The organism is Microbacterium sp. MF43 (genome assembly GCF_012847295.1).
In the GTDB taxonomy this organism is placed as follows: Bacteria; Actinomycetota; Actinomycetes; order Actinomycetales; family Microbacteriaceae; genus Microbacterium.
Map to the genome: position 1 here is coordinate 1 of NZ_JABBDY010000003.1, position 23,568 is coordinate 23,568.

Annotated in this window: 21 protein-coding genes; 10 read left to right on the forward strand and 11 right to left on the reverse strand. The window is 71.1% G+C overall.

Going from position 1 to position 23,568, the window contains the following annotated elements:
* Positions 1 to 16: 16 nt before the first annotated feature.
* From dapE to HF323_RS08395, 3 genes are all read left to right on the forward strand, one after another.
* A complete protein-coding gene (gene dapE / locus HF323_RS08385; protein WP_169582162.1) occupies positions 17 to 1,093 on the forward strand; it encodes a succinyl-diaminopimelate desuccinylase in 1,077 nt (358 codons plus the stop codon).
* Positions 1,075 to 2,310 (forward strand): hypothetical protein, encoded by a 1,236-nt coding sequence (locus tag HF323_RS08390; RefSeq protein WP_169582163.1) that lies wholly within the window; start codon positions 1,075 to 1,077, stop codon positions 2,308 to 2,310. Before dapE ends, HF323_RS08390 begins: the two co-directional genes overlap by 19 nt.
* A 99-nt stretch (positions 2,311 to 2,409) precedes the next feature.
* Positions 2,410 to 2,583 carry a DUF3117 domain-containing protein gene (locus HF323_RS08395; protein ID WP_169582164.1) on the forward strand — a complete coding sequence of 58 codons (174 nt, stop codon included), beginning with the start codon at positions 2,410 to 2,412 and terminating at the stop codon, positions 2,581 to 2,583.
* A gap of 96 nt (positions 2,584 to 2,679) precedes the next feature.
* Here the strand turns inward: HF323_RS08395 and HF323_RS08400 are convergent, their stop codons facing one another.
* The gene (locus tag HF323_RS08400) at positions 2,680 to 3,315 is read right to left on the reverse strand and encodes a class I SAM-dependent methyltransferase (RefSeq protein WP_169582165.1); all 636 of its coding nucleotides are present in this window, start codon (positions 3,313 to 3,315) and stop codon (positions 2,680 to 2,682) included.
* A gap of 70 nt (positions 3,316 to 3,385) precedes the next feature.
* Between HF323_RS08400 and HF323_RS08405 the strand changes: the two genes are divergently transcribed.
* Entirely contained in the window at positions 3,386 to 3,778 is a 393-nt protein-coding gene (locus HF323_RS08405; RefSeq protein ID WP_169582166.1) for a Sec-independent protein translocase TatB, read from the forward strand.
* An 11-nt stretch (positions 3,779 to 3,789) separates the two neighbouring features.
* Here HF323_RS08405 and HF323_RS08410 read toward each other — a convergent pair whose 3' ends face one another.
* Genes HF323_RS08410 through HF323_RS08420 form a run of 3 tightly spaced genes read right to left on the reverse strand, consistent with a single transcriptional unit; the run spans position 3,790 to position 6,751 of the window.
* Positions 3,790 to 4,944 (reverse strand): Mrp/NBP35 family ATP-binding protein, encoded by a 1,155-nt coding sequence (locus tag HF323_RS08410; protein WP_169582167.1) that lies wholly within the window; start codon positions 4,942 to 4,944, stop codon positions 3,790 to 3,792.
* Entirely contained in the window at positions 4,941 to 5,465 is a 525-nt protein-coding gene (locus HF323_RS08415; RefSeq protein ID WP_169582168.1) for a DUF1003 domain-containing protein, read from the reverse strand. Before HF323_RS08415 ends, HF323_RS08410 begins: the two co-directional genes overlap by 4 nt.
* Entirely contained in the window at positions 5,465 to 6,751 is a 1,287-nt protein-coding gene (locus HF323_RS08420; protein WP_169582169.1) for a CBS domain-containing protein, read from the reverse strand. The genes HF323_RS08415 and HF323_RS08420 overlap by 1 nt, the downstream gene beginning before the upstream one ends.
* Positions 6,752 to 6,791: 40 nt before the next feature.
* Here HF323_RS08420 and HF323_RS08425 point away from each other — a divergent pair, with 40 nt between their 5' ends.
* Positions 6,792 to 7,448 carry a general stress protein gene (locus HF323_RS08425; protein WP_169582170.1) on the forward strand — a complete coding sequence of 219 codons (657 nt, stop codon included), beginning with the start codon at positions 6,792 to 6,794 and terminating at the stop codon, positions 7,446 to 7,448.
* A complete protein-coding gene (locus tag HF323_RS08430) occupies positions 7,445 to 8,152 on the forward strand; it encodes an alpha/beta family hydrolase (RefSeq protein WP_169582171.1) in 708 nt (235 codons plus the stop codon). The genes HF323_RS08425 and HF323_RS08430 overlap by 4 nt, the downstream gene beginning before the upstream one ends.
* 26 nt (positions 8,153 to 8,178) lie before the next feature.
* On the opposite strand, the gene HF323_RS08435 is transcribed toward HF323_RS08430, so the two are convergent.
* From HF323_RS08435 to HF323_RS08445, 3 genes are read right to left on the reverse strand one after another with little or no spacing between them, the layout of a single operon-like run.
* Positions 8,179 to 9,978, reverse strand: a complete 1,800-nt coding sequence (locus HF323_RS08435) for a gamma-glutamyltransferase (RefSeq protein WP_169582172.1) — start codon at positions 9,976 to 9,978, stop codon at positions 8,179 to 8,181.
* A complete protein-coding gene (locus HF323_RS08440; protein ID WP_169582173.1) occupies positions 9,975 to 11,402 on the reverse strand; it encodes an aminopeptidase P family protein in 1,428 nt (475 codons plus the stop codon). The genes HF323_RS08435 and HF323_RS08440 overlap by 4 nt, the downstream gene beginning before the upstream one ends.
* Before the next feature lie 39 nt (positions 11,403 to 11,441).
* Positions 11,442 to 12,464 (reverse strand): endonuclease/exonuclease/phosphatase family protein, encoded by a 1,023-nt coding sequence (locus HF323_RS08445; RefSeq protein WP_169582174.1) that lies wholly within the window; start codon positions 12,462 to 12,464, stop codon positions 11,442 to 11,444.
* A gap of 74 nt (positions 12,465 to 12,538) precedes the next feature.
* On the opposite strand from HF323_RS08445, the gene HF323_RS08450 reads away from it, so the two are divergent.
* Positions 12,539 to 13,402, forward strand: coding sequence for a PHP domain-containing protein (locus tag HF323_RS08450; RefSeq protein ID WP_169582175.1), 864 nt, complete (start codon positions 12,539 to 12,541; stop codon positions 13,400 to 13,402).
* A gap of 38 nt (positions 13,403 to 13,440) precedes the next feature.
* On the opposite strand, the gene HF323_RS08455 is transcribed toward HF323_RS08450, so the two are convergent.
* Entirely contained in the window at positions 13,441 to 13,869 is a 429-nt protein-coding gene (locus tag HF323_RS08455; protein WP_169582176.1) for an SHOCT domain-containing protein, read from the reverse strand.
* A 161-nt stretch (positions 13,870 to 14,030) separates the two neighbouring features.
* On the reverse strand, positions 14,031 to 15,485 hold the full coding sequence (locus HF323_RS08460) for a DEAD/DEAH box helicase (RefSeq protein WP_169582177.1): 1,455 nt from the start codon (positions 15,483 to 15,485) through the stop codon (positions 14,031 to 14,033).
* Positions 15,486 to 15,712: 227 nt separating this feature from the next.
* Between HF323_RS08460 and HF323_RS08465 the strand changes: the two genes are divergently transcribed.
* Positions 15,713 to 16,426: a ferritin-like fold-containing protein gene (locus HF323_RS08465; RefSeq protein WP_169582178.1), complete on the forward strand. Its 714-nt coding sequence runs from the start codon at positions 15,713 to 15,715 to the stop codon at positions 16,424 to 16,426.
* Between the two features lie 39 nt (positions 16,427 to 16,465).
* Here the strand turns inward: HF323_RS08465 and HF323_RS08470 are convergent, their stop codons facing one another.
* Positions 16,466 to 16,756 carry a hypothetical protein gene (locus HF323_RS08470; protein ID WP_169582179.1) on the reverse strand — a complete coding sequence of 97 codons (291 nt, stop codon included), beginning with the start codon at positions 16,754 to 16,756 and terminating at the stop codon, positions 16,466 to 16,468.
* Positions 16,757 to 16,759: 3 nt separating this feature from the next.
* On the reverse strand, positions 16,760 to 16,984 hold the full coding sequence (locus HF323_RS08475; RefSeq protein ID WP_169582180.1) for a DUF3107 domain-containing protein: 225 nt from the start codon (positions 16,982 to 16,984) through the stop codon (positions 16,760 to 16,762).
* 137 nt (positions 16,985 to 17,121) lie between these two features.
* Here HF323_RS08475 and HF323_RS08480 point away from each other — a divergent pair, with 137 nt between their 5' ends.
* A complete protein-coding gene (locus HF323_RS08480) occupies positions 17,122 to 20,232 on the forward strand; it encodes an ATP-dependent DNA helicase (protein WP_169582181.1) in 3,111 nt (1,036 codons plus the stop codon).
* Entirely contained in the window at positions 20,229 to 23,552 is a 3,324-nt protein-coding gene (locus HF323_RS08485) for an ATP-dependent DNA helicase (protein ID WP_169582182.1), read from the forward strand. Before HF323_RS08480 ends, HF323_RS08485 begins: the two co-directional genes overlap by 4 nt.
* Positions 23,553 to 23,568 lie beyond the last annotated feature (16 nt).

The window sequence follows — 23,568 nt, forward strand, 5'->3', positions numbered from 1 at the left end:
TCGGTAGAATCGAGGGATGCCGGCGCTCGATCTCACCGCGACCTCTGTCGACCTGACTCGCACGATCTGCGACATCCCGAGCGTGTCCGGAGACGAGACGCGCCTCGCCGACCTCATGCACGACGCGGTGAGTGCGCTGCCACACCTCGATGTCTACCGGGACGGCGACACCATCGTCGCCCGTACCCACGGCGGTCGCGCACAGCGTGTCGCGATCGCGGGCCATATCGACACGGTGCCCATCAACGCCAACGTGCCCACCCGCGACATCGAGATCGAGGGTGAGCCGCACATCTGGGGTCGCGGGACCGTCGACATGAAGGCGGGCGTGGCCGTGCAGCTCAAGCTCGCGGCCGAGCTCGCCGACCCGCGTGTCGACATCACCTGGATGTGGTACGACCACGAAGAGGTCGACGCCGATCTCAACGGGCTCACACGCCTCGCCCGCACGCGCCCGGACCTTTTCGCTGCGGACTTCGCCATTCTCGGAGAGCCGTCCAACGGCCATGTCGAGGGCGGCTGCAACGGCAACCTGCGCGCGATCGTGAGATTGGACGGCGTCCGCGCGCATTCGGCGCGCGCATGGGTGGGTGAGAACGCCATCCACAAGGCGGCACCTGTGCTCACTCGGCTGGCGGAGTACCGGCCCCGCGACATCGCCGTCGAAGGCCTGGTCTACCGGGAAGGGCTCAATGCCGTTCGCATCGGCGGGGGAGTCGCCGGGAATGTCATCCCCGACCTCTGCGAGATCGAGGTCAATTACCGCTTCGCCCCCAGCCGCGATGCCGAAGAGGCGGAGCGCCACGTGCGGGATGTCTTCTCCGGGTTCGAGGTCGACGTCGTCGACCTCGCCGTGGGCGCCCGCCCGGGACTCGATGCTCCGCTCGCGCAGGAGTTCGTCGCAGCCGTGCGTGCCGAACCCCGCCCCAAATACGGCTGGACGGACGTGGCCCGCTTCAGTGCTCTCGGCGTGCCCGCCGTCAACTACGGGCCCGGAGACCCTCACCTCGCTCATCACGACGAGGAGCGCGTCCCGGTTGCGCAGATCGAGGCGGTCGAGCGAGGCCTCCGGGCGTGGCTGACCGCGGGCTGATCCCTGACGCCGACGCGGGCGCCGATCGGGGCGCCGGCATCGGTCGGATCGCCCTCCGGATCGCGCTGATCTACCTCGCCGCCCGGGTGGTCACCACCGTCTTCCTGCTCATCGCCGCCGAGCTCTCCGGGTTCGCCTCCCGCTTCGGTCCGGATCCTTCGCTGGCAGACCTGATCCTCGGGTGGGACTCGCGGTGGTACTGGATCGTGGCGGAGACGGGCTACCCCTCGGTGCTTCCGCGGACCGAGTCCGGTGACGTCGCCGAGAATCAATGGGCGTTCATGCCCTTGTACGCATACCTGGCGAAGCTCGTCGGATTGCCGTTCGGTCAGTGGTACGTGGGTGCGTTCATCGTGTCGGTCCTCGCCGGGTACGGGGCATCCGTCGTTCTCTATCTGCTCCTCCGCGAGAAGATCGATGCCGCGGCGGCGATGTGGGCGGTGGCGTTCTTCGCGGCGGGGCCGCTGGCCGCCTTGTTCCAAGTCGGCTACGCCGAGCCGCTCTTCCTGCTGTGGCTGTTCCTCGCGCTCTGGTGCGTCGTGCGGCGCCGGTACGGCTGGGTCTATCTGCTAATCCCTCTGATGGGGTACACGCGCCCGGGCATCCTCGCTTTCGCGCTCTTCCTCGCGCTGTTCGGGATCTGGCGTTTCGTCACGCGATCGCGCGAACCGCTGAGCGGGCGGGAGGCGGCGCACGTCGTCGTCCTCGGTCTGCTCGCGGTGTGCGTCGGGTTCTCCTGGCAGGTGATCGCCGGCTGGGTCACGGGCGAGGCCGGCGCCTATCTCGCCACCGAGCTCGCCTGGCGCCGCAATTGGATCCCGGGGGAAGCGGCCTTCTTCCCGTTCGAGGGATTCGTCAGTGCGAGCGCGTTCTGGTTCGGCACCGTCTGGGGTCTGCCCTCCACGCTGGGCTATGTCGCACTCGCGGCATCCGTTCTCGGTGTCGCGGCGCTCCTTCTGTTCGTCCCTCAGGTGAAGCGGCTCGGCGTCGAGGTTCGGCTGTGGAGCGGGAGCTACCTCGTGTATCTGCTGCTGGTGTTCTTTCCGCAGTCGAGCATCTTCCGGCTTCTGCTGCCACTGTCGCCGCTGTGGGGCGCGGTCGCGGTTCCCCGGTCGACGACGTGGCGGACAAGCGTGCTGGCGCTGTGCCTCATAGGTCAGTGGTGGTGGATCTACAACATGTACGCCCTGGGGAATGCGATCTGGCAGATCCCCTGATCACGCCGCGCGGATGGCGTATTCCTCGTTGGTGAGCCCCGGCGGCGCGCCCCCACGATAAACTTGTCTTTGCAGACCATCGATGGAAAAGGAGCCGCAATGGCAGCCATGAAGCCGAGAACCGGAGACGGGCCCATGGAGGCGGTGAAGGAGGGTCGCCTCATCATCGTGCGCGTACCGCTCGAGGGTGGCGGGCGCCTCGTCGTCTCCGTCAACGACGCAGAGGCGAAGGAGCTCTACGACGTTCTGGGCGGAGTCGTGAGCGCAGCCTGAGGCACATCGTTCCACGAGAAGCGGTCGGTCCGGAGGACCGGCCGCTTTTTCGTCGCCCGCGTGCCGGGAGACGAAGAAGACCGCGCGGGGGCTGACTCAGTCGGTCGAGACCGTCGTCAGCTGGAGCAGGCCCTCGCCGACGATCGAGAGCGCGCCGATCACGGCCGGCGAGGACTGCGTCTCCTGGATGAGCGAGCGGTACGCGGTGGTGACGGGGTCGCGGCGCACCGGGTCGGCGACAGCGCCGCCGGCGAGCACCCGCGGGATGAGCACGGTGCCCCCGGCACGCACGAGCCGCAGCCCGTGCTCGACGTACTCGATGACGCCTTCGGGGTCTGCGTCGACCAGCACGATGTCGTACGACGCCTCGTTCATGCGAGGCAGGACCTCCGACGCGCGGCCGGTGATGAACCGGGCGCGCGCGGGCGGGATCTTCGCCTCGGCGAACGCCTGACGTGCCGCTCCGAGGTGCTCGGGCTCCTTGTCGATCGTGGTCAGCGTGGCTCGGGGCGATCCCCGGAGCAGCCACAGACCGGAGACCCCGGCGCCCGTTCCGATCTCGACGATGTTGAGCGCCTGCGAGACCGCCGCGATGAGGGCGCACTGCGCGCCGACGGGCGCGCTGATCGGAGCGGCACCGAGCTCGAGCGCGTGCGCCCGTGCCCTCGAGATGTGCTCTGGCTCCATCGTCGCCTCGGCGGCGAACCGCTGATTGGCGTTCTGCTCTCCCATCGCTTCCTCCGCGAGAAGCCTACGCGGGCGACGTGCGCTGGCCCCTCAGGCGCGGCGGTAACCTGATGTCATGTTCTTCGGCCTCACGATCGAGAAGCTCCTGCTGATCGGATTGATCGCAGCGCTCATCGTCGGCCCCGAGCGGCTGCCTCGGTATGCGGAGTCGCTCGCCACGTTCACACGTCGCGCGCGCGATTGGGTGTCGACCGCGAGGACGCGCGTGCGGGAGGAGATGGGGGAGGACTTCGACGACGTCGATTGGCGGACCCTCGACCCGCGGCAGTACGACCCGCGTCGCATCATCCGCGAGGCGCTCCTCGACGACGCACCGGTGCCGACGGTGCGCGCGGCGCAGGCGGGCGCGGCGGTCGCCTCGACCGGCACTCCGCCCCCGCCCCCGGTGCGCTCACCGTTCCGCGGGCCCGAGGACGGTCCGACGCCGTTCGACTCCGAGGCGACCTGAGACGACGCCGCTCAGCGCGGTCGCAACGGGAGCGCCCGCCCGGACAGTCCGCGCGGCTCGCCGGCGATCGCCGCCGCCACGGCCGCGATCGCGCGCGACGCCGGGTCTTCCGGGTGGGCGATCACGGCGGGTACGCCCTCGTCGGCGTCGCTGCGCAAGGTGGGGCTGAGCGGGACGGAGGCGAGGAGGGGGACGGATGCCTCGGCATCCGTCAACGCCGCCGCCACCGCAGCTCCGCCACCCGCTCCGAAGAGCTCGAACGAGGTGCCGTCGGGGAGAGTCATCGCGGCCATGTTCTCCACGACGCCGATCACCCGCTGGCCGGTCTGGCGGGCGACGAGACCGCTGCGCACGGCGACGTCGGCGGCCGCCGCCTGGGGTGTCGTGACCACCAGCACGTCGGCGTTGGGCAGGAGCTGACCGACCGAGATCGCGATGTCGCCCGTGCCAGGCGGCATATCGAGCAGGAGCACGTCGAGGTCGCCGAAGTAGACGTCGGTGAGGAACTGCTGCACCGTGCGGTGGAGCATCGGACCCCGCCACGCGACGGCGCCCAGGGGCGCCTCGCCCGCGCCGCGGCGGAGGAACATGCCGATGGAGATGACCTTCACGTCGTGCGCGACGGGCGGAAGCATGAGCTCGTCGATGCGCGTGGGCTGCGGCACCGTGCCATCCGCGGCGACGAGCCCGAGGAGAGCGGGGATCGAGAACCCGTGCACATCGGCGTCCACGAGGCCGACCGACAGGCCGCGTGCGGCCAGCGCCACCGCGAGGTTCGCCGTCACGGTCGACTTCCCGACGCCGCCCTTGCCGCTGGTGACGGCGATCACACGGGTGAGCGTGCCGGGACCGAAGGGCATCTCACGGGCGGCGCGCCCGCCGCGCAGGCGCTCGGTCAGCGCCTGGCGCTCCTGGGGCGACATGACACCGACCTCGAGTGCCACATCGGTGACGCCGGGGACGGATGCCGCGGCCGCGCGCACGTCGGCGGAGATCCGCTCAGCGGCGGGGCATCCGACGATCGTCAGAGCGATGCCGACGTGCGCGATCCCGTCGGCGACGTCGACCGCTCGCACCATGTCGAGCTCGCCGATGGGACGGCGCAGCTCGGGGTCGGAGACGGAGCCGACGGCGCGCCGGACCGCATCGACGATCTGCTCGGTCATCGGGCCGGGCCGTCGTCGGCGTCGCGGTGCTCGAGCTTGTCCAGCATCGCGCGAAGCTCGGCGCGGAGCACCTCGCGGGTGACGATCTCCTCCGAGAAGTCGTTGACCGCCATGCGCAGGGCGACGACCTCCCGCGCCAGGTACTCCGTGTCGGCCAGATTGCGTTCAGCGCGCTGGCGGTCCTGCTCGATCTGCACGCGGTCGCGGTCGTCCTGGCGGTTCTGGGCGAGGAGGATGAGGGGCGCGGCGTACGACGCCTGCAGTGACAGGATCAGCGTGAGGAGCGTGAAGTTCGTCGCGGCGGGATCGAATTGCAGCTGCGGGGGAGCCCAGATGTTCCAGCTGAGCCACATCAGCACGAAGATCGTCATGCCGAGCAGGAATCCCGACGTGCCCATCGCGCGCGCGAAGGACTCCGAGAAGCGGCCGAATCGATCGCGCGAGGGCTGTGGCGCGCGCTGCAGCATGCCGCCGCGGCCGCGCGGCGCGTCGAGAGAAGGAGTGCGGGACTGCCGGGCCATCAGCGCCTCCGCGTCGCGGTCGCGGGGGAGGCGGGGAGGGATGCGGCGTCCGCTCCGTCATGCGAGCGCCAGTCGTCGGGCAGCAGATAGTCCAGGACGTCGTCGACGCTGACAGCGCCGACGAGACGGCGCGCCTGGTCGACCACCGGGACGGACACGAGGTTGTAGCTCGCGAGCAGGCGCGCGACCTCGGCCGCAGAGGCCGATGCCGGCACCGGGTCGAGGGTGTCGTCGATGATGGCGCCGAGCCGCTCGTGCGGCGGGTAGCGCAGCATGCGCTGGAAATGCACGGTCCCCAGCAGCCGGCCGGTCGGGGTCTCGTAGGGAGGGAGCGTGATGAAGACGGCGGCCGCGAGCGCGGGGTGCAGCTCGTGGCGGCGGATGAGGGCGAGAGCCTCGGCGACCGTCGCATCGGCGGAGAGCACGATGGGCTCGCTGGTCATGAGACCGCCCGCCGTGTCGGGACCGTACTTCAGGAGCGCGCGGACGTCCTCGGCCTCCTCCGGTTCCATGAGCTCGAGGAGCTCTTCGGAACGCTCCTCGGGGAGCTGGCCCAGCAGGTCGGCGGCGTCGTCGGGCTCCATCGCATCGAGGATGTCGGCGGCGCGCTCGTCGCCGAGGGCTTCGAGGATGTGGACCTGCTCTTCTTCGGGCATCTCCTCGAGCGCATCTGCGAGCCGGTCGTCGGGGAGCTCCTCGGCGACCTCGATGAGCCGCTCCTCGGGCAGGTCGAGGAGGGTGTTGGCGAGGTCCGCGGGCTTGAGGTCGGAGTAGGTCGCCACCAGCTGCTCGGCCGATTGGGCCTCGCCGGGCGTCTGCTGCTCGCGTACGTCGCTCCACGCGGCGAACGTCGTCGGGCCCTTCGCGAAGGGGGAGGCGCTGGTGCGCGGACGGCGCAGGAACAGCTGACCGACGTCCCACTCGCCGAGCCGGTTCCGCTCGATGGCGACGTCTTCGATGACCGCCGTGCCAGAGCCGTCGTTGAGATACACCTTGCGGCCCAGCAGTTCCGCCATCACGCGCACCTCGCCGCCGCGCTGCTGGAACCGTCGCACATTGATGAGCCCCGTCGTGATGACCTGGCCCGTCGCGATGGAGGTCACCCGGCCGATCGAGACGAACACGTGGCGGCGGCCGGGGATCTCGATGACGAGGCCGATGACGCGCGGAGGGTCGTCCTTGCGGTAGATCACGACGACGTCGCGGACTTTGCCGAGGCGGTCGCCGGCGGGGTCGAAGACCGAGCACCCGGACAGGCGCGCGACGAATACCCTCTGCGTGCTCACACGTCCCAGCGTAGTCCGCAGGCCGTGGGAGGATGGGGAGATGACCATGATGGGGGGCAGGTTCCCGCAGGGCGCCGAGGGGGTCGGTCAGACCGTCGCGAGCTTTCCGACCTACGAGGCGGCCCAGAAGGCCGTATCGACCCTGATCGCGGGAGACGTGCCGGCGCGCGACATCGCCATCGTCGGCCAGGGGCTGCGCTCGGTCGAGCGCGTGACGGGCCGTCTCGGCTACGCGTCCGCCGCCCGCTCCGGAGCGATCAACGGACTGCTGCTCGGTCTGCTGTTCTCCGCGATCCTCGTGATCGGCTCGCCGTCGGTGCCGATCCAGGCGTTCGTCGGCGTGCTCTTCGTGGGCATCGCGATCGGCATGCTGCTGAGCATCGTCACGTACTCCTTCGTCCGGCGCCGCCGCGACTACGCGTCGGTGATGCAGGTCGTCGCCGATCACTACGAGGTCACCGTGACGGCGGCCGGCATCCACCGGGCGCGCCAGATCCTCGGCCCCCAGTCCGCGCCCGAGCCCGCTGCCGCACCGGCGGCGCCCGCGAGCACCCCCGCCGACGCAACGGAGCCGCCGCGGTACGGCGAACGAGTAGCGCCGACGTCGGAACCCGATGACGGCGGCGTCGACGCGCCGGACGCGACCCCTTCGCCGGACGACCCGTCAGCCGACCAGGGTGCGCCGAGACGCGGATGACACCGCACGAGGCGAGCCTGCAGATCCCGGTCCTCCTGCCTGCCGGAGCGACCGCGGTCTCGGCAGCCTTCGCCCGTCCCGCGGACGCGTGGGCGTTCGTGGCGGTCGCTCACGGCGCAGGCGCCGGGATGAGGCATCCGTTCCTCGACGGTCTCGTCACGGGCCTGACCGCAGGCGGACTCGCGACGCTGCGCTTCAACTTCCCCTACCTGGAAGCCGGAAGACGGATGCCTGGGCCCGCCGCGCACGCGACGGCGACCTGGGCGGCCGTCGAAGCGGCCGCCGCAACGCACGCCCCTGATCTCCCGTTCTGGGCGGCCGGCAAGTCGTATGGCGGTCGGATGGCGTCGATGGCCGCCGCCGAGGGCGAGATCTCGCCCGCGGGGCTGATCTACCTGGGGTATCCGCTGCACCCACCGGGCAACCCCGACAAGGCGAGAGCGGCCCATCTGCCGGGCGTCCGCCAGCCGCAGCTCTTCGTCGAGGGCACCAACGACCCCTTCATCGATCCGCACGAGCAGTTCGAGGCGGCCGTCGCCTCGTGTCAGGACGCCGAGACGGCGTGGATCGAAGGAGGCGGACACTCGTTCGAGGTCAAGGGGCGCAAGCGGCCGGCCGCCGAGATCGGCCGCGAGATCGCACCCGTGATCGCGGACTGGGTGCGCCGCCGGTCGCAGCAGCCGGCGGGGCCGCGCACGGCGTAGCCGGTCAGCAGCCGGTCAGCAGCCGGTCAGCGGCCCGCGGCGTAGCCCTGCATGCCGCGGGGGTTCGCCGCCGCCCACAGGACCCCGGTCGAGGCATCCTTCCCCACGGCCGACACCCGGCCCAGCGACCAGTCCCCGGCGCGGGTGACCGCGTGGCCCCGACGCTCCAATCCGGCGATGACCCCTTCGCCGAGGCGGTCTTCCACGACAGCCCCGGCGGGCGTCCACGTGCGGGGCCAGAACGACTCGGGCATCGCCGTGGTGTGCAGCGACGGCGCGTCGATCGCCGCCTGCGGCGAGTAGCCGCCGACGATCATCCGCAGGAGCACCAGCAGCTGCCACTGGTCCTGCTGATCCCCGCCCGGGGAGCCGATCGCGAACTCCGGCACATCGTCGCGCAGCACGAGAGTGGGAGTGAGTGTCGTGCGCGGTCGTCGGCCGGGGACGAGGGAAGACGGATGCCCCGGCTCGAGCCATGTCATCTGCAGGCGCGTGCCGAGGCAGAAGCCGAGTGCCGGGATCGTCGGCGAGGACTGCAGCCACCCGCCGGAGGGCGTGGCCGACACGATGTTGCCCCATCTGTCGATGACATCGAGATGGCACGTGTCGCCCCGGGCCTCACCGGTGCGCGAAACAGTCGGCTCGCCGCTCGAGGCCGGCTTCCCGGTGGTCTCGGTGCGCAACGGGGGGCGGAAAGGCTCGCGGCCGTCCGGCGACCCGGGGCGGAAGTCCCGCGATGCGGTGTCACCGATCAGGGCGCGGCGCTGGGCCAGATAATCGTCGGCCAGCAGTGCGCGGAGGTCGACATCGGCGTCGCCGAACCACGCGTCACGATCGGCGAGGGCGAGCTTCTGCGCCTCGATGATCGTGTGCGCGCCGGCCTCGGACGACGGATCGAGCAGGTCGTCCTCGAGAGGCTCGAGCAGGGCGAGCGTCTGCAGGAGCGCCGGCCCCTGCGTCCACGGGCCGGCCTTCGCGATCGTGCGCCCGCGGAACATGCGAGTGACCGCGGGCTCGTACGTCGCCTCGAACGCGGCGAAGTCCTCGGCGGTGATGACGCCCGCGTGCTCGCCGCCGGTGGAATGCCGGTGGGCTCGACCGGCGAAGGCGGCGGCCTCGTGCGCGACGCGCCCCGTCCGCCACTCGCGGCGCGCGGCGTCGATGCGGGCCGCACGGCCCACCGGCCCGTCGTCGCGGACCGTGCACGACGCGTGGACGAGGTCGTCGAGCACCTCGGCGTACACCGGGTTGCGAACGATCTCACCCGCCTCCGGTGGAGCGCCGCCCGGCATCCACAGGTCACGCGAGGTCGTCCAGTCTTCGGCGAAGAGTTCCGCGACGCGCGCGATGGTCGCCGCTGCCTGCGGGATGAGGGGATGCCCGTCCCTGGCGTACCCGATCGCATACGCGAGCACGTCGGAGAGCTCCCACGTGCCGTGGTCGCGCAGAAGCAGGAGCCATGCATCGACGGCGCCGGGAACCGCCGCGGCCAGGGCGCCGGCGCCGGGGACGAGGTCGAGTCCCTCACCGCGGAAGTGCTCGATCGTCGCAGCCGCCGGCGCAGGGCCCTGGCCCATGAGAACCGTGGGCGACGTGTCGCCCGCAGTCTGGAAGATGCCGACGAGATCGCCGCCGGGACCGTTCAGGTGAGGCTCGACGACGTGCAGCACGAACGCTGCGGCCACGGACGCGTCGAAGGCGTTGCCCCCGCGCTCGAGCACCGACTGGGCGGTGGAGGTCGCCAGCCAGTGCGTCGACGCCGACATGCCGAACGTTCCCGACAGCGTCGGCCGGGTCGTGAAGCGCGGCGGTGGGGTGAAGGTCACGCCGAGAGCCGTGCGATCCAGGCTTCGACCTCGTCGGCGGTGCGGGGGATCCCGGCCGACAGATTCACCGGGCCGTCGGCCGTCATGAGGATGTCGTCCTCGATGCGCACGCCGATCCCGCGGTACTCCTCGGGAACGGTGAGGTCGTCGATCTGGAAGTAGAGTCCGGGCTCGATCGTGAACACCATGCCCGGCTCGAGCGCTCCGTCGTAGTACATGTCGCGGCGCGCCTGAGCGCAGTCGTGGACATCGATGCCGAGGTGGTGGCTGGTGCCGTGGACCATGTACCGGCGGTGCTGACCTCCCTTGTCGGCGTCGAGCGCCTCAGCGGCGGTCACCGGGAGAAGCCCCCATTCCGCGACGCGCGTCGCGATCACCTGCATGGCGGCCTCGTGGATCGAGCGGAACATCACGCCCGGCTTGGCCGCCGCGAACGCGGCGTCCGCCGCTTCGCGTACGGTCTCGTAGATCCGGCGCTGGATGTCGGTGAAGCGACCGCTCACCGGCAGGGTCCGCGTGATGTCAGCGGTGTACAGGCTGTCGACCTCTGCCCCCGCGTCGATGAGGATGAGGTCGCCCGGGACGACGGCCCCGTCATTGCGCGTCCAATGGAGGTAGCAGGCGTGGGGGCCGGATGCCGCGATCGTGTCGTAGCCCACCGCGTTGCCGTCGCTGCGCGCGCGCTGGTGGAAGACGCCCTCCACGATGCGCTCCCCTCGCGGGTGGGCGACGATGGCGGGAAGGTGGGCGACGATGTCGTCGAAGCCCCGTGCCGTGACGTCGACGGCGAGCTTCATCTGCGCGATCTCGTACGCGTCCTTCACCAGGCGCAACTCGGAGACGAATCGCGTGAGCTCGTCGTCCTCGTCGAGCACCACATCGCCCTCTCGGCTCTCGAAGTCGTCGACATGCGCGGTCGGGACGCCGAGGTCGGCCGCAACGCCGCCGAGCGCGGGACGCGGTCCGATCCAGAACTCGCCGATCGAGGCATCCGAGTAGAACTCCGCGGTCGTGCGGTCCGCCCGCTCGCGGAAGTACAGCGTGACGTCGTGGCCGTCGCCGCCCTCACGGGGGTCGAACACCAGCACCGACCCGGGCTCCGCGTCGGAGGCCCAACCGGTCAGGTGCGAGAAGGCCGAGTGCGCGCGGAACGGGTAGTCGGTGTCGTTGCTGCGCTGCTTGAGCTCGCCCGCAGGGATGACCAGGCGCCTGCCCGGGAACGCGGACGACACGGCGTCACGGCGTGCCGCGGTGTAGGCGGCTTGCGCCCGGGCCGGGGAGGGGGTGTCGGGGCGCTCGGCCCAGCCCTCGGAGATCGTGTCGAGGAATCCCTGGCCGTACGGCTGCCGGCGGTTGGTGCTCGTCGAGGCGGGGGTCTCGACCTCGGTCTGCGCGATCGTGTCGCTGTCGCCTGTGGTGCTCATGCCACCAGTCTCGCACGCGGCGCGGAGACGCCGCCCGGGTCATTGCACAGGCTCCAGCTGGACGATGAGCGGCCGGTGGTCCGACCCCGAGGCGTCCATGGAACGGAGCACCAGCGAGCCCGTCGCCTTCCAGTGAGCGGACGTCATCACGTGATCGATCGGGGTGCCGAGCAGCGCCGGGATGGAAGCCGACCAGGTGCCGACCGAGCCGTTGCCCGTCGCGACAGCCGTGTCTGCGCACAGCCCGAGCGTGCCGCCGTCAACGCCGAGCCCCGCCATGTGGTCGACGGTCGCGTTGAAGTCGCCCGCCATGATGACGTTGGCGTCGACGCATTGGTCGGCAAGCCACTGCAGGTCATCGCGCCACTCCTGCATGTAGTTCTGTCGCGGCGCGACGGCGTGCGCTGCGACGACGATCGGCCCGTCGCCGTCGGTGGGCATGGCCACGGCGCTCGGCACGGTCGAGGTGTTGCTGGTGCCGTTGAGAGAGGACTCGATGACGGCGTAGTCGCCGAGCTCCGGCGATATGAGCAGCGTCGTGGACCCCGCGTCCCACTCCGTCGAGGGATCTTCGGCGTGATGGGCCCACATCCGGTGCCCGAGCTCGCGCATCGCGATCGCGACCTTCTCGCCCGTCTCGATCGTCGTCTCGGGGAGCGCCACGATGTCGGCGTCCATCGCGACGGCGATCTTGGCGATCGTGTCGGGCGGCGTCGCCGGCCCAGCCGTGTTCCACGTCATCACGCGGATGGCCGTGTCGGTCTTGGCGGGCAGCGCGTCGGTGCCGGTGCCGCCCCGCGACACGAGCACGAAGCCGTTGGCGATGGCGGCGAGGCCCATCACCACGGCGAGCGAGAGCGCGAAGGAGCGGATCGGGCGCGCGATGGCGAGGAGCAGCGCGACCAGGGCCGCGGCGGCGAAAGCCGCCGCGAGCAGCCCGCGGAACGACACGATCTGGGCCACCGGGAAGACCCGCTCGACGCGGAAGAAGCCCGGCCAGGTGAGGACGGCCGCCGCGATCGCGCAGAGCACGGTCACGAGGATCCCCAGCAGGCGAAGCACGACCGGAACTCTATGCGAGCACCCTGGGAGATCGGTCAGCACCTCGCCGCATGTCGTCGCGCTACGCTCGAAGGATGCCGGCCACGCAGCGATTCGAGGGGCCGAGCGACCTGCACCTGCATTCGGTGCACTCGGACGGCACCGAGTCTCCCGCGCAGGTCATGGCGGCCGCGCACGCGCACGGTCTGCGGACGGCGGCCCTGACCGACCACGACACGACATCGGGATGGGCCGAGGCGGCGGAAGCCGCGGCATCCCTCGGCATGACCTTCCTTCCGGGTATGGAGCTCTCGTCGCGTCACGAGTGGCGCAGCGTGCACGTCCTCGCCTACCTCGTGGACCCCGACGACGCCGAGTTGCGGGCGATGACGGAGCGGATCAGGTCCTCCCGGCTGGACCGGGCGCGGCTCATGGCGGACCGGATCTCACGCGACTACGACGTGGTGTGGGACGACATCCTCGCCCAGACGACGGACGGCGCGACCGTCGGTCGCCCGCATATCGCCGATGCCCTCGTCGCGCGGGGGCTGGTGCGCGACCGTGCTGAGGCGTTCTCGGGGATTCTGAGTCCGCGCGGAGACTACTACGTCGCGCTGTACGCTCCCGATCCGCTCACGGCGGTGCAGCTCGTGGTCGGGGCGGGCGGGGTCCCGGTGATCGCCCACCCCGCCGGTCGGGCGGGCCTGCTCCCGATGCCGCTGATGGAGCGGATGCTCGCGGCCGGCCTGGCGGGCTTCGAACTGGAGCACCGGGAGAACGTCGGATCTGCGGTCCGGACGCTCCGCACCCTGTGCCGGGAGCGGGACCTCATCGTCACCGGCTCGAGTGACTACCACGGCCTGGGAAAGCCCAACCAGCCCGGAGAGAACACCACCGACGACGCGATGGTCACGCGGATCATCGAGCGTGCAACGGGAAGCGCCCCCGTCTACCCGTAGGGCGGACGAGGGCGCTCACCGAGCGGATTCCGGATGCCTCAGCCGAGCGCCTTGGCCTTGATGGCGTCGTACTCGGCCTGCGTGATCGTGCCGGCGTCCAGCAGCGCCTTGGCCTTGGCGATCTCGTCGGCGGGGCTCGCGGCGCTGGCGACCGACTTGATGTACGCGTCCTGTGCGGCCTGGATCTGCCGAGCCTCGGCGGCGCCGCGCTTGGCCATGCCGTTGCCGCGCGCGATCAGGTAGACCAGCAGGGTCAGGAACGGGACGAAGATCAGGAAGATGATCCACACGGCCTTCCACCAGCCGCTCAGCTCGTGATCGCGGAACAGGTCGCCGATCACGGCGAAGAGAGCGAAGAGGTAGGCGACGAACACGAATGCCCACAAGAACCACCAGATGATGTCCCCGAGGGATCCCCAGAAGCCCTGGTACTCGAACCCGGTGGTCGTTGCGTCGATGAATCGCACGATGAGTGCCTTTCTGAATGCGAGGTCCGACGCGACATGCGTCGACTGCGATCAAGATAGCGCTCAGCTGCGACCGGGTCACGGGATTCGCGCGGGATGTCGCCTTCCGTTACGCGGCGACGTCTCGCGCGGTGATCACGCGCCGACGTCTCGCGCGGTGATCACGCGCCGATCGAGGCCGCGCCGCCGGCACCGCCGGCACCGCCGCGCCGCCGACGACGACGGCGGGCGGCCGGCTTGCCGTCGTGGTGCTCTTTGCCGCCGCCGTCGTGCGTTCCGCCGCCATCGGCGCCGCGGTCGGCCGGACGCTCCGCGGCGGGCGCCTCGCCCGACGCGCCGGAGCGGCGACGACGTCGACGACGAGGCGTGCCCTCGGAGGCGCCTTCTGCGGGCGGGGCGTCCTGGGTCTTGACGGTCTGCGTGCGGGGGGCCGTCGCGATCCGCCCCTTCGTTCCGGCCGGGATGTCGAGGTCGCTGAAGAGGTGCGGGCTCGACGAGTAGGTCTCGGTCGGCTCCGGCTGGCCGAACTCCAGCGCGCGGTTGATGAGCGCCCACTTGTGCAGGTCGTCCCAGTCGACGAAGGTCACCGCGATCCCGGTCTTGCCGGCACGACCGGTGCGGCCGGCGCGGTGCAGGTAGGTCTTCTCGTCGTCGGGGATCGTGTGGTTGATGACATGGGTGACGTCGTCCACATCGATGCCGCGGGCGGCGACGTCGGTCGCGATGAGCACATCGCGCTTGCCGGCCTTGAAAGCCGCCATCGAGCGCTCTCGGGCCTCCTGGCTCATGTCGCCGTGCACGGCGGCCGCATTGAACCCGCGATCGCCGAGCTCGTCGACGAGCTTCTGAGCCGCGCGCTTGGTGCGCGTGAAGATCACGGTCTTGCCGCGGCCATCGGCCTGCAGGATGCGGGCGATGACCTCGTCCTTGTCGAGCGAGTGCGCGCGGTAGACGAGGTGGCGGATGTTGGCCTGCGTGAGGCCCTCGTCGGGGTCGGTCGCGCGGATGTGGATCGGGTTCGACATGAACCGCCGCGCGAGCGCGACGATCGGGCCGGGCATGGTCGCCGAGAAGAGCTGGGTGTGCCGGACGGCCGGCACCTTCTGGAAGATCTTCTCGATGTCGGGCAGGAACCCGAGGTCGAGCATCTTGTCGGCCTCGTCCAGCACGACCTCATGCGCGTTCGACAGGTCGAGCAGACGCTGGTTGTTGAGGTCGATGAGGCGCCCCGGCGTGCCGACGACGATCTGGGCGCCGGCCTTGAGCTGGTCGATCTGCCCCTCGTAGGCCTTGCCGCCGTAGATGGCGACGACGCTCGTCGCGCGGTTGGAGGTGAGCATGTCCATGTCTTCGTACACCTGGACCGCCAGCTCGCGGGTCGGCACCACGATCAGCGCCTGGACCCCGTGCGCCGGCTCCTTGCCGAGGCGCTGAACGACCGGGATGCCGAAGCCGAAGGTCTTGCCGGTGCCGGTCTTCGCCTGGCCGATGATGTCCTGGCCCGGGAGGCCGAGGGGGATGGTCTGCTCCTGGATGGGGAATGCGTCGACGATGCCGCGCGCTGCGAGCGCATCGGCGATGTCCTGGTCCACGCCGAGTTCGGCGAAGGTCGTCACGATATGAGCCTGTCCGGCAGTGAGATGCTGCCTGGTCCGTGCCCTGGCGCGGCGCCGCTGGGGGTCGCGCGGGCGGAGTGCGATCCACGCCCTCTCTCAGCCACAGGCGCGGGAGCCCCCGATCCGACGCCGGGGACGCCTCCACGATACCGGAGGCCGGCTCGCACGCGGCACTTCCGGGGGAGCAGATGCCGCGCGACGCCGCCCGCGACCCTAGGCTGTAGCGCGTGGTGAAGTGGTTCTGGCAGCGTCGCGACCCCGGACGAAAGCTGCAGCTGCGTTCGCGGGAGGATCTCGGCGACGCGACGCGCGTCGACTTCGAGGAGCTCGCACCCGATATCGACACCTTCCTCGGGCAGGCGGCCTACCTGCAGCTCGGATACTTCGAGACCCTCAGCGAGCTCATCGCGCTCACGCCTGCGCTCGCCGACAAGGAGTCGCTGTCCCGTGCGGCGGGCGCCGCACTCACGAAGCACGAAGAGCTTGTCGCACTGGTCCGCGAACGCGGCGACGAACCGACCGACATCATGCTCCCGTTCCGCGAGCCGCTCGATGCCTTCCGCCGAGCCACCCACGGCACGCGCCCGCAGGAGACGATGCTGTCCGTGCACATCACCGCCGGCATGCTCGACGACTTCTACCTCGCGCTCTCGGCGAGCTACGGCGAGACGGGGCGCCGTGTCGCCCGCATCCTGCGCGCCGACGACGACCGGGAGGCGATCGTCGACATCATCGCCCGCACGATCGAGTCCGACCCGGAGTGGAAGTCGCTCCTCGCCCTGTGGGGGCGCCGGCTGGTGGGAGACACGCTTCTCATCGCGCGCGCGGCACTGCGGCCGACGACGCTGGCGATCGCCGACGAGGCCAAGGTCGAGCCCGTCTTCACCGAGCTGATGGCCGCGCACTCCCGTCGCATGGACGCGATGGGGCTCGCGGCCTGAGCGCTGCCCGGCGTCCGGGCGCGTGGTGCGCGGGCGGGCTCAGCCGATCTTCAGGCGGGCGCGCTCGGCGGCGTCGTGCTTGACGCGCTCCCGAGAGAGGAGGAGCACGACCGGGTAGGCGACGGCCAGCGGCGCCACGAGCATCGACAGCCACAGCCAGACGCTGTCGATCCCGAGCCCGGCCCACGTGAGGATCGTCCAGGCCAGGCCCGCGGCCAGCGCGCCGACCATCGGGGCGATCACGACGCCGCGCGTCGAGCGGTGAGCGACCTGGAAGTGGACGGCGAGGCCGAGCGCCGCGCCGACGATGATCGCGATGAGGATCTGCATGGGTCAGGCGACGAAGCCGACGCGGCGGGACTCCTCGGTCCCGATCTCGATATAGGCCAGACCCGCGGTGGGCACGATGTAGCTGTTGCCCTTCGAGTCGCTGAAGGTCACGTGCGTCGCGCCGGCGTCCAGAGCGTCGGCGATCGACTTCTTGACGTCGGCCGCGGGCTCGTTCGTCTCGAAGCTGAGCTCTCGTCCGGTGTTCGCGATGCCGATGCGGATCTCCACGTGACTGCCTCTCTCGTGCTCTGCGCGCCGGCTCCCGGGCGCATGGCAACTCTACGACACGGCCGATATGGGCCAGGTCCCGCGGCGCACGCTGTGGGCGAACGGCTTTGTCTCCGGTCCGCGCTACCGTCGAGGACATGGTGACGCAGGAGCGAACGCGCGAGGCATCCGCTCTCGATTCCGCGCAGCTCTCCGTCACCCGCCTTCCCGCCGACTTCTCCGGGGTGGTCGTTGGCGCTCCCGGCACGGGGAAGACCACGGCGCTGGTGGAGCGCGTCGCGGCCCTCGTCCGATCGGGGATCGACCCCGACGGCGTGCTCGTCCTGACGCCCTCGCGTCAGACCGCGACCCTCCTGCGCGATCGACTCGCCCTCGCCGTCGGCCGGGCGACCTCCGGCCCGCTCGCCCGATCGGTCGCCTCGTTCGCCTTTCAGCTCGTGCGTGCCGACGCGATCGCCGCAGGCGCCGAGCCGCCGCAGCTGCTCACGGGCGGCGATGAGGACCAGCTCATCCACGATCTGCTCGAGGGCGACGAAGAGGATGAGGAATCCGGCGCCTCCCGCTGGCCGGACTGGCTCACACCGGCGATCCGTGACACCGCCGGCTTCCGCGCCGAGGTGCGCACGTTCCTCGCCGAGTGCACCACGCTGGGCGTGGAGCCCGAGGACCTCCGTCGCCTCGGCGAGCGCGACGGCCGACCGGTGTGGGTATCGCTCGCGTCGTTCTTCGCGGAGTACCTCCACGTTCGCGCCGAGATGCGCGGTGCTCATCGTGATGCCGCAGGGCTCGTGCGCGAGGCGGTCGGGATCCTGCGTACCACCGCCGATGGGCTCGAGGCCGTCGATCGGCTGCAGGCGATCCTGGTCGACGACGCGCAAGAGCTCACGCTCGGCGGCGTCGAGCTGCTCGAGGCCGCCCGGCGCAGGGGAGTGGCTGTACTCGCCTTCGGAGATCCCGACGTGGGCTCGGGGTCCTTCCGAGGCGCCACCCCCGAGAACTTCGCGCGCCTGGCCGCCGCGCTCGGCGAGGTGCACGTGCTGCCCACGCCGCATCGCGGCACCGCATGGCAGTGCGAACTCGTACGCAGGGTCACGCAGCGCATCGGCGCGGTCGGTGTGGTGGCGCACCGCGGCGGGGGATCGGGGGCCGAGCCCGACGACAGCGTGCGGGCACTGCTGCTGCGGTCGCCGGCCGAGGAGTGCGACGCGATCGCCCGCCTGCTGCGCGAGCGTCACGTGCACGACGGCGTGGCGTGGGGACGGTGCGCGGTGATCGCGCACGACACGCGCCAGGTTGCCTCCCTCGAGACCGAGCTCGCCGCCCGCGAGGTCCCGGCGCGCTCGAGCGGACCCGGCAAGGCCCTCGGCGCGCTCAAGCCGGCGGGCGACCTGCTGCGACTCATCGACCTCGCCGCGCAGGACGAGTGGGGGTTCGACGACGTGTCGGCTGCGCTCCTGGGCACGTACGGGCGCCTCGATCCGATAGAGCTCCGCCGGCTGCGGTCGACGATGCGTCACATCGAGTTGGCTGCCGGGGGCGAGCGGTCGGGCAAGGAGCTCCTGCTCTCGGCGGTGCAGCAGCCTCTCGAGTTCGACCTGATCGACACGCGTGAGGCCCGTCGCGCCGCCAAGCTCACTCGTACTCTCCACTTCCTGCGTGACGAGCTCGAACGCGGTGCATCGGCCCACGAGCTGCTGTGGACGGCCTGGGAGCGCAGCGGGCTCGAGCGCGGGTGGGCTGAGGCCGCCCGCGGTCACGGTCCGCTCGCCGAGCAGGCCGGCCGCGACCTCGACGCGCTCGTCGCGCTGTTCCAGGCCGCGAAGCGGTTCGTGGAGCGCTCGCTCGACGCCGATCCGCGCGTCTTCGTGCGTGGAGTCCTCGACTCCGACGTCGCAGAGGACCGCCTCACCGCGCCGGTGCGCGAGGACACCGTTCAGATCCTGACGCCCGCGGGGGCGCTCGGGCTCGAGTTCGACACGGTCGTGGTCGCGGGCGTCCAGGAGGGCGTGTGGCCGAACACCCGGTTGCGCGGCAGTCTCCTCGAGACCTGGCGGTTGGCGGATGCCTCGGCCCGAGCCGACGACGCGACGGAGGTCTTCGACCGACGCCGCGCAGCGATGCACGACGAGCTGCGCCTGCTCGCGCGTGCACTGTCGCGCGCGACCTCCCGCGTGATCGTCACGGCCGTCGACGACGACGACACCGGGCCGAGCGTGTTCTTCGAGTTCCTCCCCGACCCCGAACGCCACACCGTGGATCACCCGCTGTCGCTGCGGGGGCTCGTGGCACGCCATCGCCGTACGCTCACGGAGCGGCCCGCCCGCGACGCCGGAGTCGTGCACGCCGCGCGGCAGCTGGCGCTGCTCGCCGATGCCGACGTGCCCGGTGCGGCGCCGGAGCAGTGGTACGGCGTTCTGGAGCCGACCTCCACCGGACCGCTGCGCGACCTCGAGAAAGAAGACGTCCGCGTCTCGCCGTCACGCCTGCACGCGCTGGAGGAGTGCGAGCTGAACTGGGTGATCGGCGACCTCGGTGGCGACCCCGGCGGGGCCACCGCGGGGCTCGGGACGATCATCCACGCCGCCCTCGAGCATGCGGGCGATTCGACAGAGGAATCCCTGTGGGCGCACGTCGAGTCGCGCTGGGGTGAACTGGTCTTCGAGGCAGACTGGCGCGACCGCGCCGAGAAGACACGCGCGCGTGACCTGGTGCGCCGGCTGCATCTCTACCTGCGGCGATTCGAGAGCAGCGGCGGATCTCTCCTCAGCGCGGAGCCGCATTTCGAGGTGGCGATCCCGCTCGATGACGCTTCAGCACCGGAGCACGGTGCGATCCTCTCGGGTTACATCGATCGCGTCGAGCTGACGCCCGAGGGCACGGTGGTGATCGTCGACCTCAAGACAGGCAAGCGCGAACCGCAGACGGATGCGAAGGTCGCCGACAATCCACAGCTTGCCGCCTATCAGCTCGCGTACGAATCGGGCGCGATCCCGGCCGCCGCGGGGCACGCTCCCGGCGGCGCCAAGCTCCTGGTGCTTCGTCCCACCTCGTCCCGGTCCGATTACGCCGAGCCGCGCCAGCCTCCATTCGACGACGAGCGCAGGGAGGCCTTCCTCGCACGGGTGCGGGCGGCCGTGTCGGCCATGCGCGGCACGTCGTTCTCTGCGCCGTACGAGGAGCACTGTCGGGACGATCACTCCTACGGGCTCTGCCGGATCCACACGATCGGCGCGGTGAGCGCGTCATGACCGTGGCCGCACCGCCCGGGCTGCTCTCCGCGCGGGTCATCGCCGCCGCGCTGGGGCAGTTCCCGCCGACCGCGGAGCAGGCGGCGGTCATCGAGGCTCCCCTCGAACCTGCGCTCGTGGTGGCGGGCGCCGGCAGCGGCAAGACGGAGACCATGGCGTCGCGCGTCGTGTGGCTCGTCGCGAACGGTCTCGTGCGCCGCGACGAGGTGCTGGGGCTGACGTTCACCCGCAAGGCGGCCGGCGAACTGGCGGAGCGGATCCAGCGCCGCCTCGCCCGGTTGGCAGAGTTCGAACGTCGGGGACTCGTGCCCTTCCTGACCGACCTTCACGAGTCGGGACGACTGGGCATCTTCGCCGAGCTGGAGAGGTCCGGCGCAGAGGGTGCGCGCGCCGCCGCGGTGCGGCACGAGGCGATGGACGCCCTCGCGGCGGCGGTGGGAGCCGTCGCGCAGGACGTGGATGACGACGCGCTCCTGCATCGTCCGACCGTCGCGACGTACAACAGCTTCGCCGACCAGATCGTGCGCGAGCACGCCGTTCGAATCGGGAGGGATGCCGAGGCTGCCGTGCTCTCGGAGTCGGCGGCATGGCTGCTGATGAGACGCGTGGTGTTCGCCTCCGATGATCCGCGTCTCGAGCTTCGCGGCGAGGCGGTGCGCTCGATCATCGACGCGGCCCTGCGCATCGCCCGCGACGGTGTCGACAACCTCGTCGATCTGGACGCGCTGGCCGCGTTCCCGGCCGACTTCGAACGCGTCCTCGCGCTCCCCTCGACAAATGCCAGGACGCTCGTCTACGCGGACGTCGCCGAGGCGGCCGAGAAGGTGGGCGGGTTGTCGCTCCTCGCCGACCTGGCAGGGGAGTACGCCGCCGAGAAGCGGCGAATCGGAGTGATCGACTTCTCCGACCAGGTCGCCGGTGCCCTCGACGTCGTCTCGAAGCATCCCGTCGTGGCGGACGAACTCCGCGGCCGCTACCGGGTGGTGCTCCTCGACGAGTACCAGGACACCTCTGTCGTGCAGACCGACCTGCTCGCCGCGCTGTTCGCCGGGTCAGGGGTCATGGCCGTCGGCGACCCCCATCAGGCGATCTACGGCTGGCGCGGTGCGAGCGCGGGAAACCTCGGCGGGTTTCCCGCCGCATTCGCCCCCGGGGCGGACTGCGCCGAGTTCTCACTTCTTACGAGCTGGCGCAACAGCGCCGACGTCCTGACGGCAGCCAACGCGGTGCTCGCGCCGCTCGCGGCGAGCGCGGCGGTGCCGGTCCAGGCGCTTCGCGCCCGGCCGGGTGCGCCGGCAGGGGTGGTCGAGTGCGCCTTCGACGCAGATCTCGACGCCGAGGCGGACCGTGTGGCGCAGTGGTTCGGCGCCGTCCGCGCCGATCGCCGTCGGGCCGGCCTGGCCACGACCGGAGCGATCCTCTTCCGCAGCAAGAAGCACATGGTGCGTTTCGGTGACGCGCTCGGGCGCCGGGGCATCCCTCATCGCATCCTCGGCCTGGGTGGGCTGCTGTCGACGCCCGAGGTGGTCGATGTGGTCAGCGCCCTGCGGGTCATCAGCGACCCGACCGCCGGGTCGGCACTGATCCGGCTGCTGTCGGGACCGCGATGGGCGATCGGCCTGCCCGATCTGCGCGAGCTCGCTGGGCTGGCGCGCCGCATCGCCCGTCACGACGCCGCACTCCAGCCGCTCGCGCCCGAGGTGATCGAGCGCATCCGCTCCGGCGCGGGCGATGACGACGGGTCTCTTGTCGACGCGCTCGACTTCGTTCTCCGGCATCCGGCTGAACACGGCTGGCTGACCGGGTTCACGCCCGCCGCGCGCGAACGCCTCCGCGAGGCGGGCGCCGTGTTCGCCGGTCTCCGGCACGCGGTGGGGGCGCCCATCCCCGAACTCGTGAGACTGATCGAAGCCGAGCTCCGACTCGACATCGAGCTCGCCGCCAATGAGGCGCGCGGTCCGGCACGGATCGCCTCGGCCCAGCTTCGGGCCTTCGTCGACGAGCTTCACGGCTTCCTCGCCACCGACGAGTCCGGCTCGCTCCCGAGTCTGCTGGCATGGCTCGATCATGCCGAGCAGCTCGACGAGTTCGCGCCGCGGACCGAGCCGCCCGAGGACGACGTCGTGCAGCTGCTCACGATCCACGGCTCGAAGGGGCTCGAGTGGGATGCCGTGGCCGTGGTGCGGCTGGTGAAGGACGAGCTGCCCAGCGCGCCCCGCGACACCAAGGGCTGGCTCGGCTTCGGCGTCCTCCCGTACGCGTTCCGCGGCGATTCCGCGTGGCTTCCCGAGTTCGCCTGGCGTTCCGCGGCGACGCAGCAGGAGCTGAAGGCCGCGCTGGAAGCGTTCGTCGAGGCCAATCGTGCACGGCAGCTCGACGAAGATCGCCGCCTCGCGTACGTGGCGGTGACCCGCGCCCGCGACCACCTGCTTCTGACGGGTTCGAGCTGGTCCGGCACGAAGCGAGCCCGCCCGAGGAGCACGTTCTACGACGAGATCGCCGGCGCGCTCGGGCGGACTCTCCCTGACGACGACGCGGGCGAGAACCCGTACCTGGGGGAGCGGCGCACGATGCAGTGGCCGATCGACCCGCTCGGTGCGCGCCGCGACGCGGTGACCGCGGCGGCCGAGGTCGCACGGGCGGCCCGCGAGTCGCCCCGCGCGACCCCGGATGCCGATGTGCAGCTGCTCCTCGCCGAGCGCGACGCCCGCCGCAGACCCGCGACGCAGGTGGCGCCGACGCGCATCGCGGCGTCGCGGTACAAGGATTTCGTCGCCGACTACGCGGCCACGGTCGCCGCGATCGCACGACCGCTGCCCGAGCGACCCTTCCGGCAGACGAGGCTGGGCACGCTCTTCCATGCCTGGGTCGAGCAGCGTGCCGGCCGGCCGGGTCTCGGCGGATCGCTCGACGACGCTCTGTGGGAGATCGACGACGACGACCCCGGCACGTCCTTCTCGGTGGAAGACGCGGCAGCACTCGACGCGCTGCGGACGCGGTTCCTCGCGTCGGAATGGGCGCCGCTTCGTCCGCTCGAGGTCGAGACGGAGATCGACTTCACGCTGACGGGGCTCGACGGACGCCCGCACGTGGTCATCTGCAAGCTCGACGCCGTCTACCGGCGCGAGGACCGCGGCGGCCGCATCGAGATCGTGGACTGGAAGACCGGCGCAGCACCGCGCACCGATGCCGAGAAGGAGGAGCGGATGCTGCAGCTCGAGCTCTACCGGCAGGCCTACCACGCCAAGCACGGCGTTCCGCTCCAGGACATCGACGTCGCGCTCTACTATGTCGCGGAGGATCTCATCCTGCGGGGCTGACCGTGGTCGGTCCTCG

Excerpts from the sequence above, each read along its gene's own strand:
- dapE (WP_169582162.1), top strand. The coding sequence starts at position 17 with ATGCCGGCGCTCGATCTCACCGCGACCTCTGTCGACCTGACTCGCACG.
- HF323_RS08395 (WP_169582164.1), top strand. The coding sequence starts at position 2,410 with ATGGCAGCCATGAAGCCGAGAACCGGAGACGGGCCCATGGAGGCGGTG.
- HF323_RS08400 (WP_169582165.1), bottom strand. The coding sequence starts at position 3,315 with ATGGGAGAGCAGAACGCCAATCAGCGGTTCGCCGCCGAGGCGACGATG.
- HF323_RS08405 (WP_169582166.1), top strand. The coding sequence starts at position 3,386 with ATGTTCTTCGGCCTCACGATCGAGAAGCTCCTGCTGATCGGATTGATC.
- HF323_RS08410 (WP_169582167.1), bottom strand. The coding sequence starts at position 4,944 with ATGACCGAGCAGATCGTCGATGCGGTCCGGCGCGCCGTCGGCTCCGTC.
- HF323_RS08415 (WP_169582168.1), bottom strand. The coding sequence starts at position 5,465 with ATGGCCCGGCAGTCCCGCACTCCTTCTCTCGACGCGCCGCGCGGCCGC.
- HF323_RS08425 (WP_169582170.1), top strand. The coding sequence starts at position 6,792 with ATGACCATGATGGGGGGCAGGTTCCCGCAGGGCGCCGAGGGGGTCGGT.
- HF323_RS08430 (WP_169582171.1), top strand. The coding sequence starts at position 7,445 with ATGACACCGCACGAGGCGAGCCTGCAGATCCCGGTCCTCCTGCCTGCC.
- HF323_RS08440 (WP_169582173.1), bottom strand. The coding sequence starts at position 11,402 with ATGAGCACCACAGGCGACAGCGACACGATCGCGCAGACCGAGGTCGAG.
- HF323_RS08450 (WP_169582175.1), top strand. The coding sequence starts at position 12,539 with ATGCCGGCCACGCAGCGATTCGAGGGGCCGAGCGACCTGCACCTGCAT.
- HF323_RS08470 (WP_169582179.1), bottom strand. The coding sequence starts at position 16,756 with ATGCAGATCCTCATCGCGATCATCGTCGGCGCGGCGCTCGGCCTCGCC.
- HF323_RS08480 (WP_169582181.1), top strand. The coding sequence starts at position 17,122 with ATGGTGACGCAGGAGCGAACGCGCGAGGCATCCGCTCTCGATTCCGCG.
- HF323_RS08485 (WP_169582182.1), top strand. The coding sequence starts at position 20,229 with ATGACCGTGGCCGCACCGCCCGGGCTGCTCTCCGCGCGGGTCATCGCC.